Raw genomic sequence first — 12,286 nt, 5'->3', positions numbered from 1 at the left:
CGCCCGGATAAAAACATCACATCTACTTTGAAATCTATGTTGTAAACAGGTATCGATGTAGTAGCGTTAATTGCCATTGCATTCGTGTAAGCCATGGCAGCACCTAGAGTCCCGCCTGAAAACGGCGGTAAATCGTAGCAGTAGGTCCAATCCTGACGGCGTAGATAGTAGGGAATAGTGGGTGAGCCATAGGGGCTGAAATTGGCGTAACGCAACTCTGCCCATATATCCGTAGTGTATTCAAAACCACCTGGGCAGTAAGGCAACATGAAACTCATGCTGTACTTCCCTCGGAAATCTGATGCAGTCAAACTACCGGGGAATACCTCTGGGCTGATATAGACCTTAACGTATTTCACAGGCCCAAAAATTTGGTCCTCGGGTTTACGCAAACCCTGATAAAAATCCTGAGTTTCGTTTGGGTCACCAAAAAATCCAACACGGGGTGCAATATTGTTAGTACTGCTGTGTATTACTTGCCCTTTGTCATTGATCACGAGACTACCCGTTTCAGGCACGGTTTCTTCTTCAGACAAATCAACGCTGAATGACAATAGAATTAATTCATCAGGGTCTTGATTTATACGCGCACTACGACCACGCACCAATACACTTTTAACATAACTACGCAACTCCAACGATGGAGCATTTTGATTGGCTTGCTTGATTATCGTTCTACCATCTGCCGAAGTGAATTCGGTCTCCTTAAATTGGTCCAATGCCATAACTTCCGCATCTTTCCATAAATCTTCTTTGTGGAGCTCTTCGAATTTATCGAGACGCGCTTTTTCTTGATGATATTCAAAGGCGGTTATGACTTTGAGTTTTGCCACCTCCGTTTTGTATTCATCAGGAATAGAGACAACAGAAACCTCTTCGCCTTGTTCATTGTACTCAACCAGGATCGGCTGATTGTTTTCATCGAGAGCCAATGAGCGCGCCATGACAGCGCCCTGCTTAATTGCAAACGTCCGTTGTGCGTGAACATCGCATGTGTATATCAGCATGAGCATCAGTGACAAACAATGCAGCCAGAGTGTGCGTATTGTTTTCTTCATTTTATATTTCTACTTACTTCCATTTTTTCAAATATCACTTTTGCAGTTCACCCAAGAGTTGTTGCATAGAAAGCTGGCCATCTGCCACGGCTTTCATACGCGCTTGCGAATCTGGATGTATCTGCCCTACCGAAAGCGAAACAAAAAACGGAAGCGAGCTTCCGTTTTTAGAGTCGATAGAACATTGAAACTACTTCAATACATCTGGATCATTCAACAATGGATCATGCATCTCTGGAATCAGCTGACCTTCATGGCCGGGACATTCGCTTTTGGAGGGATAACCTTTTTGCCAAGTGAGATTTTTAGCCTCTAGCCAACCTTTGATAACACCCTGTTCGGTTTCTTGTTTTTTGTATTCTCCGTCAACCATTTTGTAGTGAACAAGCACATCACCTAATTTTTCAAATCCTTTAATTGGATCTTTGTGATATCTGGATTGATAGAGTTTTCTCCATAACACAATATCATTTGAATTTTCAGAAGCTAAATGATCCACATAAATCTTGCTGAAGGATCTCCAAGCAGGGAACAATCCACCTTTACCAATACGAACTGCATCTTCTGTGCTTGAGGAGAGATAAATAGGATCGTCAGGTTGATCGTGCTTGTACTCAGGCTCACTGGACATACTTGGAGCCATCTCATCCGTCATAAAGTAATGCATACCAAAACTAACTTTTTTAAGCTCTGTCGAAAAAACAACAATATTTTTCCCTAGCATCAATACAAGTTCATTCTTTCCATCACCTTCCAGATCGCCATACCGGATAGGATGGTTTTCTAAACAGCCGGCAGCATCGCGTTTCGACTCATCAAGTGAGCGAAAATAAAATGGAGTTAATGCAGTTACCGGTACAAGAGGGTCACTCGGTTTATCGAATTCATCGCCGTGATCGGCCGCGATGACAGCGGCGGCAGCCAAATATTCCCCAGAAAGAAATAGATGTTCTGGATATTCATTTAATTTCCAACTTCCCAAATACTGCTTGTTTGACAAATTAAAGCCGTAGACTTCATTTGTTTTCGATACCCCATACCATTCATATTCACCTGATCCAGCCCATCCAATGCATGATGATGGTGGTGCAATTGAATTTGCCTTATAAGAAGCCCCTATAGACCGCAATATATTTTGTTCCGGAGTAGTTCTTTTGTGGAAATCGATCCCACAATTTATTCCTTTTTCTAGCGGGACATCAGAGTAAACAGTGTTCGAATATACAATCAAAATAGCGATCAATTTAATAATATGATTTTTCATTTTTGCCTCTAATTACAACTGGCTCTGCCAACTGGCAGCTTATAGCCACCAAATTCATCAATTGCTTTAGCGTTATTTAACTTATCTTCCCAGCTTACTCCCCCGACCCAATCGCTCTCACCATATGCAAAGCACCACTCCACTGTTTCCTCGATTATTTCTGCTTGCACTGGATTCGCTGCTGGATTTGCAGGCACATTTTTTATTTCACCATCGCCATTAACATCAACCCCCTCACCACCCTTCCATACATAGGTTCTCATAGGCAATGCTAACTTATCACTGTCATGCATAATCCACATCGCATAACGCACCGCTTCTGTTAATGAAAACAATACCTTTTCTGACTCAGATCTATTTCCATAATCTTTAGCTGCTACCATTCTAAACGCCTCAGAAGTGGGAGTGGGACGATTAACTAATACATTAATCCATGAACTCCCTATTCCACCACTGAACCGCGCCGCCCCTTGATTATAAGCACCCAAACCTTTCGCAAGTAGCTCGTAATCATCATCAATGTGTTGTGTGGCATTAGATGCAATGATGATCGGCGCTCCACCGGGTAATATTTTTCGCAATGGATTAGTTACCGCCCATGTATATATCCCAGTGAAAGATGTAACTCCAGTGCCTCTATTTACAAAGGCTTTATTGAACCCGCCGGCCGGAACTGCTAGCCATACGGCCTTTGCAATAAGATTATCTCTTGCGTCGTAATGGTTGACTTGACTGCTACCTGATTCGCTATAACCAGATACCTCTTTATCGGCTTTTCTAGCATTTGCACCCACTGCATCTTGTGCTGAACTGCCGTATACATACTTATTAAGTATTTGATTAAGCCCTTTACTTCCTGCTTCATCTGCTCCACCAACCGTTATTCGATAATCTGATTGATGAATGCCGCTAGCCTCTCGTTGCGCCATTGCTCTGAGAATATCGCTTTCCTTAAAGTTTTTCCCAGCTAAAGCAACTACATTTGCGTGACGCGCCGAAGTATAAGTAGGGCTGAGTGTGAAACTACTACCTTCAGAATAAACAACCGAGCCATTCCATACATCTGTTGCAGCACTCAATTGTGTTTCTGACAAATCAGCAAAATTTACGTCATCGAACCTCCAAAATTTATACGACTTATAGTAGTGCTGCCAATGTCTCCCTAACTCTGGCAATACCGACTCTCTATTACCATCTTGGTGAGTTACATCAGTCATCGTCATATGAGAGCGATTATTCGCAATGGGCAAAAAACTGATGTAATTGAATCGACCTAGCATGCGCCCAACTGATGGCGTATTAACGTTAAACACTGACCTTTGTTGAACACTAGCGATTCGTCGGCCATAAATACCCTTCTTATCGTCAGGTGACATCCCTAGATTCCATAACATCGCTTCGAGCATCGCTACATCACTTCCTTGCATTGGGCTTTCAGTACCGGTTGCAGGTTTTAACTCACGAGTCTTAATCGTGAACTCTTTTTTAAAGTAGCGAGTAGCTGGAATAGATACGGTATTACCGGAGGAATCTACCGAATTTACGGGCACAGTATATTCCGCTTCAAGTAGCCCCTTCACACCAGCACTATCGGTTTCTGTGCCCGCCCAATTGCTCCAATCGGGATTGTCACCATTTAATGGCTCCCAATAGGTTTCAAGCGTAGGCGTAATACCCGGGATTCTGAAACCACCCTCTTGCTCATAGGCTATGCCAGTTTCACGCTTTTCACATGCAGCTGAATCAATTCCGTATTCAGTGCAATAACGCCCTGCATGCCCAATTGTCCAAGTCACTTTTTTCAAAACTATTCCATTTAAACTAGGCGCAATATAACGGTAGCGTAAACGTATACCCCCAAGGGTACGAACTATTGGATTAGGTTGGGCAACAGGCTCTAATGGCGTCGCAACGCTGGGTTGTTCTTGAGGTGCCAAGAGAGAAAGTATTTCGATATCTTCGCAAACATTATTGCTGCATTTGTTATCACCAATATTAGCCAGTGACCTGTCTTTCTCTAATTGAGTATTTCCCGGCACTTGGTAATACACATGCAAACCATTACGTGTAAACGCCCACTCCCATAGGGTATTGCCCGCATCGTGATTCACGTACAAACGCAGGGTGAGTAAATCAGTTGGGTCAAGTCTGTCGATATGCGAGAGATCGTCAAAAACAATTTCGCCATTTGCACCTATCGTTGCACGTACCTCGCTCGCACCGAAACCAAATACCAATTCTTGCTCACCATCAATTGGTAATAACGGATTATTGCTGTTGCCAATCAGTGAATAGAAAACACGCACCAAATCATCGTTCGCACGGATTGTTGGAATTTTTCCTTCGTCTTCTTGCTCTACCAATAACTCTTGCGTTTTTATTTCACCGGATTCAGTAGTGTATTCGCGTTCGATTTTTTGTATTTCTAACGCAAGCTGGCTGAATTGATATTCAGGGCGAGCATGCCATACATAACTACCTTTGGGTTTTAGCGGCTCTTCATCCAATTCTTCTGCGTCATAGGCACGTTTAAGCTGGTTCCAAGCGCTCCAGGTTTTCCAATGTTTGTTTTCATCGTAAATGGGGACAAGAAAAGGCGTAGCATTTTTGGGGCGAGTATCTAATGGAGGGGCTTCTGTTGGATCTGTTCCAAAGTCTGGGTTTTCATCTTTTTGCATACCAACGACATGAACATAAAAGTGTTCTGGTGCAGTGAGATTATCTCTTAAGCGTAACACCTGCGTATTCATACCTGGTGCAATAGGAAAGTTAGCGAGTGAACCCGCTGCAACACCAACCAATTGATTCGGCGCACCGACTTTCGCAAGACGGCCAGTCAGCCCGTATTGCTCTCCATTATCAGCACCTAAACCTTCAGGCAACGGACGCCCTTCTTCGTCCAACCATTCGGTATATACGCGGATGATGTCATCCGTATCCAGTGATGCACCTTCCATCCCGATGATGTTGTTTTTTAATTGGTCGCCTTGATTCAAACCACTGGTTTGGGTGTAGTCACGCTCCGCCCAAATTTTTAGATTTGGCGGCTGTAGGTAGGTATCATCCATTTTAACGCTAAGCATGCTGCCCGCATTTTTACTCGCATCGCCTAATTGGATACGTTGCGTGCCCATGTAACCCGTTGCTCGGTTGATGACAACTAAACGCACCCACTCACCGGATTTTAAATAATCCGATTCACGCTCACGAAAAGGTTCTGCCAAGCGATACTCTTCCGCCCACTCCTCCCAATTTTTACTGCGATTGATGGCACCGACATTCAGTTGGTTATCCATTGGTCCACGCAGCATTAAGCGGTAGTAATAATACTGATCATCCTTACCTAGACCGATATCGACACGGCCGGCAATCTCTTCATCTTTTAATCCATTTCGCTCCAAAACAAGTTGCCCAGTGGACTCGCGGAACACATAGATATCTGTATTTTTTAAGTCATCTTTACTGATGCTTTTGAGCAGACCATTTGGCTTATTTCGATCACCTTTATCCGCCAAACGAATAACATTGGGGGTACCATCCTGATTGCTCTGCGAACTAAAAAAAACACCCTGATAAGGGCCATTTTGCTGTTGAACAAATATTTTTTTTATTGAGCCGTCATCTGCAACTTCATCCCTTATGTCCCCGACTACAGAGCGATCCGACTGACCGTCACCATCAAAATCATAAAAAGCTTGCGCAAGGCTCTCATTACCCGCAGCAGTGACATGGTACTGAGTGTCGTTGCCGATGGTAATTTCTGAGCCATCTGGGTTTTTCAACAAAATGCGCCCGGATAAAAACATCACATCTACTTTGAAATCTATGTTGTAAACAGGTATCGATGTAGTAGCGTTAATTGCCATTGCATTCGTGTAAGCCATGGCAGCACCTAGAGTCCCGCCTGAAAACGGCGGTAAATCGTAGCAGTAGGTCCAATCCTGACGGCGTAGATAGTAGGGAATAGTGGGTGAGCCATAGGGGCTGAAATTGGCGTAACGCAACTCTGCCCATATATCCGTAGTGTATTCAAAACCACCTGGGCAGTAAGGCAACATGAAACTCATGCTGTACTTCCCTCGGAAATCTGATGCAGTCAAACTACCGGGGAATACCTCTGGGCTGATATAGACCTTAACGTATTTCACAGGCCCAAAAATTTGGTCCTCGGGTTTACGCAAACCCTGATAAAAATCCTGAGTTTCGTTTGGGTCACCAAAAAATCCAACACGGGGTGCAATATTGTTAGTACTGCTGTGTATTACTTGCCCTTTGTCATTGATCACGAGACTACCCGTTTCAGGCACGGTTTCTTCTTCAGACAAATCAACGCTGAATGACAATAGAATTAATTCATCAGGGTCTTGATTTATACGCGCACTACGACCACGCACCAATACACTTTTAACATAACTACGCAACTCCAACGATGGAGCATTTTGATTGGCTTGCTTGATTATCGTTCTACCATCTGCCGAAGTGAATTCGGTCTCCTTAAATTGGTCCAATGCCATAACTTCCGCATCTTTCCATAAATCTTCTTTGTGGAGCTCTTCGAATTTATCGAGACGCGCTTTTTCTTGATGATATTCAAAGGCGGTTATGACTTTGAGTTTTGCCACCTCCGTTTTGTATTCATCAGGAATAGAGACAACAGAAACCTCTTCGCCTTGTTCATTGTACTCAACCAGGATCGGCTGATTGTTTTCATCGAGAGCCAATGAGCGCGCCATGACAGCGCCCTGCTTAATTGCAAACGTCCGTTGTGCGTGAACATCGCATGTGTATATCAGCATGAGCATCAGTGACAAACAATGCAGCCAGAGTGTGCGTATTGTTTTCTTCATTTTATATTTCTACTTACTTCCATTTTTTCAAATATCACTTTTGCAGTTCACCCAAGAGTTGTTGCATAGAAAGCTGGCCATCTGCCACGGCTTTCATACGTGCTTGCGAATCTGGATGTACCCATGCATATCCGATGAAGTCCAGACTTTTTAATTCGACTTTACCCACACTGATAACCTGATTATTTATTATTTCACCGATACCCACTGGCTCAATTAATTCGCGCTCGGGGTTGTAGCCCATTAAGAAAACATAACGAATGCTCTCGGGAATATATGTGTAATCGCCATCCAGTGTAGGAACTGTCATGCGTATTCCTACCTTGCCCTCCACAAGGACACCCCTTGGCTGTGAGACAAACATCCACTGTGGTGCTACACCGGGTAATACTTGGCTGCCCAATTGATCGTATGGCATAAATTGATATTGAATTTCACCTGAGCTACGGCCACGATTGAAAATTAATTTTGCATCGCTCAAGTCCATCTTTAGACCATCACCAGCAAAACTCGTATCGGCTTGACCACCACTGATAGATTGGAAAGCCACGCTTGGATGCAATTCTGCAAGACGCATCAATGTCAGCTCATTTTTATTTTCCGCTTGCAAATTGATGTTACGTATCAAATTGCCATAACCGGGCGTAGTCAGACCTGGATTGATTTGTAGCTGGTATCGACCACTCGGAATTTCATTACCCGCGGCCTCCTGAAAGCCAAATGCGAAGCCACCGTCATTATTGGTTGTGGTAGTGCGATCCAGCTCAGGTAAGCTTACGGTGACCCCAGCCAAAGGCTGACCAAATTGGTCTGCAATTCCACCTAATACTAACGTAGGAAGTTTTCTCACACGGAAGTTGAAATGGCCTAGCTCTTCCCCATCGTAGAGCACATCCACATAGAGTTCCGCGTGGTAACCAAATTGGCGAACCGGATAAAATGCGGCAAGTTTGCCATCGGGTAACAACGAAATATTTCCACTAATCAATTCGCGGTCACGATTGACTTCCTCGAGTTGATAACCTGCGGCATCAATAAAGTCACTACCTGAAGGATCACGATTAAGATAGGTTTTACCATGAAGTGTTTCGTAAACGCGTACCTGTAATTTCGCAGGATCAATGGCTTTATTAAAGTTCAACTCTATCGGCTGGTTAGGTTCAATATTTTCAGCGTTGTTTAATGGCTGATTGCTTATCAATTGAAGTGCAGTAGCTACTTCATTACGGACACTAAAAGGAATAGATGTGGTAGCACGTACACTTCCATCTTCTGCGACGACACGAAACTCTAGCGTATGGCTCGCAGCTGTTGGAGCAACGCTAATATTCCCGCTCGCTAATGTTCCAGCAACAACAAGTTCAACTTGAGTTGATCCTAATACTGCAATTACTTTATCCGTCTCTATCATTCCCGATGTACGAGCAGCAACCTGAATAGATAGATCCTCATCCGCTCCGACAAATTCAGCTGCACGCACAGGTAATAAGGTATCGATATAGACCTCTGCTGACGACTGGAACTGATATTCACGTTGAGTTTTATGTCCGCTTTGATCATAAGCAGCCAATGTCCAGATCGACTCAGCGCCAGGAGTCAGGTTCAAAGGCACCTCAAATTCGTAAACGCCCAATCCCGCAGGCAAAAGACCTATGGGCCGGTCATTGAGGGTCACACTTGAGAGGTTCCCATCCACCACACGCCCACGAATACTCAGAGGGAATTGGTTAAGTGTATTGATTGCAGGCAAAGGAGCCATTCCAATCAACTCTAATTGCGGAGCTTCTGAATCTAGATAAAAAGTTACCGACACTTCAGATGCTTTATTGAGTTGATCGCTAGCTCGAATTAACAAGTTCCACTGTTGCTGGTTGTCTGGGAAGGAAAGCTGCTTTTCAAAATAATAATCACCTGAAGACAACGCTTTTACTATCGCTGGCTCGCCTCCAACCATCACAGACACCGCCCCCCCCTCACTGCTGACGCGTCCAGCCAATGTGAAATTAGCGTCCGGTAGATACGTATTATTTAGTGGAGAAATCAGAGTGATGACAGGATCATTGATTTTTTCAGGATCCGGAGTACGAATTAATGTAACGATTTGCTCTTTACTACCAAACACAGTTTCAGCACGGATAACAAAACTGTTTTCGCCCAAAATTAAACTAACGTCCGGCTTACTAAAAGCATAGACTCCAGGTTGGTTGGTAACAGATAGGGGCACTGAGTATTCATTGATATAGACATTCACGTCATCAATAGCGGACGAAGCATGAACTGCTCCAGAAATCGTGGTGGATTCACTAACTATCGCAGCGCCATTTGCAGGCAAGATATCGCCAAATTGCAATTGTTCAAGCAGCACTACCTCGTAATGAAGGGATTCAGAACTATTTCCAGAATGATCTCGCGCGAGAACAGTAAGCACATTTTTACCCAGTGCTATAGGAACGCTGGACACAAATGAATTGCCGCTTAAAACCCCCATAGAAGGAGCGCCAGGAAACCGGTCATTAGTTACCGAAATATTGGCTATACCACTGCGAGGCTGGATCGGATCAATTGCATTACCGCGCAATTCAAAGATGGTAGATTCAACACGAGCACCTGCTGGCGTTGTAATTTCCAAAGTAGGCGCAACCGTATCCGGATAATCGTTCGGGTCATTCGGATTGGTACCTTTCTGCTCTTCAACTACATTATCAAAACCGTCACCATCTCGATCAGGATCGCTATTGTCCCCAACACCATCACCATCCATGTCCGCCCACTCGGTGGGATTATCCGGAAATAAATCAAGGTCATCGTTAATCCCATCGCCATCACGATCTGGATTGAGATAGGTAATTTTTAGAGTTTGGGTACTGCTGCCATCAGGAGTTATTACTTCAATTACAAATTCATTCAAACCAATAATTAAAGGTAGCTCTGTCGATTCAACTAAATAATTGCCAATTGATGATGTGAATGTTTGAGCTATACCGTTGATATTGACCTGCACACTCTCTCGCGGCCAAGCGGTGGTAATTTTTGCTTTTATTTTTATGCTCGTTTCACGAGTCTCGCTGTTATTTACAGGCGATAATAATTCGATCTCAGGTAGTGATTTTCGAACGACAGTCAGCGTATGGCTCGTTACGTTACCAGAAAAATCCTTTGCCTCCACTAGCAAGATATTACTACCTAAAACTAAAGGTATATTGGCGGAAAAACGATCTCCGTTGCGAGAAGCAATAATACTTACACCAGTGTTGCGTTTTATTTCTACACTGGCTACGCCACTACCCTGCTGTGCAAAATCAGTGACGATCCCGCTGATACTTATTTCGTTTAGAGTGGTTTCAGTTGGCAGAGCATCCAAGGTTAGTACTGGAGGTGTAACATCAGGCACCTGATTGTCATCACTGCATAGCAGACCGTATCTAGCTAATTTGGGTGCATCAGCGGTGAAAAATACCCTGCTTTCACTCTCCATATTTATAGCGCTGGAAGCAATCGCCCCCGTCACCTGCGCATTGTATTCCAAGGTTGTTTGAGCTAATGAATAAACCAAACCATATAGGCTACTACCAGATAAAAAACTCGCATTATTGTAGTTATACAGAATGACTTTACTAGCATCTCCAGTGTTGTTGTTTATGCTAGCCAACCAAGGTAATGAAAAAGCATTTTTTACATAGAGGCGTACAGTACCCGAGCCAATTACACGTATATGACTATCACTTTCCATAGTAAGAGTTTCAATCCAGTAATCACCCGCGGGTAAATTAACAACCGCATTATACCCAAGAGATAAATGACGAATTTTATATGGCTCTGACTTGGCCTGTACTCCAAGAGTCCCTCCTGAGGCTACATTGATGCTCCCAAAATTGGCATTATCATCATTTCCGATTTCCAGACTCATGGTCCAAGGCACAGTTACATTCAGCGTTGAGTCTGTGGTTTGGAACGATAGATATTGAAATGCGTTTGATGGAACTCCTGATGCAGAACATGGTTGAGCACCACAAGATTGTTGCGTTGAGTATGTGTTAACTATTACTTCACTGGCATGCAATGAATTACTGGATGGATTTATCAGCTCAGCATTGTACTTAAGTTCAATTTTCCCGTTAGCACTATAGCTCTGCAAACCATTTGAAAACACATCTGAACACTGGTTGATTGAAGAAACGCTTGAACTACTTGCACTAGAAAACGCCGAAGAGTTATTTGCCTCCACGTCGCCACAAAATTCAACTAATTGAGCAGTTGAAACCTCTTCTTGCTGATGGAAAATTTTCGCTGACGGGCCGATATACGCATTACCAACACTCGCGGCTCCGTATAAGGTTGCCTGAGTCATCGACAATCGCTGCGGGGTATAGAGAATTGCTGACATTTCAGCTTCGGATTGCAAGTCAATATCACCGGCGCTGTAAATGAATAAATTCGAAGCCTCTCTCGGAACGCCAGCTGATTGCATATTCACTGTAACGCGCCATGGTAACTGCACATCGTTTTTTACAAATAAACGCGCAGTACCATTACCTACGACATTAATTTTTGATTGTGAGCCAAATACCAGATTATCAATCCAATAAACTCCGGGAGCTAGGTTGAGTGTGGATGTGTAATCAAGCTGCAACGTTTTTATCCGATAGGCTTCTTGAACAGCAGCAAAAGTGAGTTGTGAATTCTGACCAACAAATATTGAACGAAAGCTATTCTGTTGCGAGCCGCCAAGTATCGCCGTACTACCAGTAGGCAATTGAAAATCGATTTGGCTATTACCCGAATCAATTTCAATATTATTTACCGCAGCACTATTGGTTCCGGCAGCCGAACAAAAAACTGAACCACAACTTGGAAAAGGCGACCACTGATTATTATTGATACGAACAGCGGATAGTGTTGCATCTTGATTGCCTAATAGTTGCGCAGCCCAATCGAAAGTAATTTCTCCGCTTACACTATTACTCTGAAGCGCTTCAGGAAAAATCACTTGGCATACCTGCTGCTGTGCAATAGTCGCCGGAGCCAAAAGAAGTACAACCAATCCCATTGCCAAGAATGGCAATTTCTGGCGTTTCCCTTTCAATATATTAAAAGCGAACTTGCAATCCATACAGTTA

The 12,286-nt window shown here is 43.6% G+C and carries 3 protein-coding genes and 1 pseudogene; all 4 read right to left on the bottom strand.

The window, feature by feature from the left end:
* Window positions 1-944 (bottom strand): annotated as a pseudogene (locus SPL68_RS17760) (hypothetical protein); the annotation flags it as partial.
* A gap of 304 nt (window positions 945-1,248) precedes the next feature.
* Window positions 1,249-2,322, bottom strand: coding sequence for a hypothetical protein (locus SPL68_RS17755; protein WP_323816514.1), 1,074 nt, complete (start codon window positions 2,320-2,322; stop codon window positions 1,249-1,251).
* An 8-nt stretch (window positions 2,323-2,330) separates the two neighbouring features.
* Complete coding sequence (locus tag SPL68_RS17750; RefSeq protein ID WP_323816513.1) at window positions 2,331-7,055, bottom strand: hypothetical protein; 4,725 nt, start codon at window positions 7,053-7,055, stop codon at window positions 2,331-2,333.
* A gap of 148 nt (window positions 7,056-7,203) precedes the next feature.
* On the bottom strand, window positions 7,204-12,279 hold the full coding sequence (locus tag SPL68_RS17745; protein ID WP_323816512.1) for a DUF7305 domain-containing protein: 5,076 nt from the start codon (window positions 12,277-12,279) through the stop codon (window positions 7,204-7,206).
* Between the last annotated feature and the right edge of the window lie 7 nt (window positions 12,280-12,286).

The sequence above is a fragment of the Cellvibrio chitinivorans genome, assembly GCF_035117775.1.
GTDB classification, from domain to species: Bacteria; Pseudomonadota; Gammaproteobacteria; order Pseudomonadales; family Cellvibrionaceae; genus Cellvibrio; species Cellvibrio chitinivorans.
This window is presented reverse-complemented; position numbering and strand designations above follow the sequence as displayed.

Coding starts and splice junctions, on each gene's coding strand:
- SPL68_RS17755 (WP_323816514.1), bottom strand. CDS start 2,322: ATGAAAAATCATATTATTAAATTGATCGCTATTTTGATTGTATATTCG.
- SPL68_RS17750 (WP_323816513.1), bottom strand. CDS start 7,055: ATGGCGCGCTCATTGGCTCTCGATGAAAACAATCAGCCGATCCTGGTT.
- SPL68_RS17745 (WP_323816512.1), bottom strand. CDS start 12,279: ATGGATTGCAAGTTCGCTTTTAATATATTGAAAGGGAAACGCCAGAAA.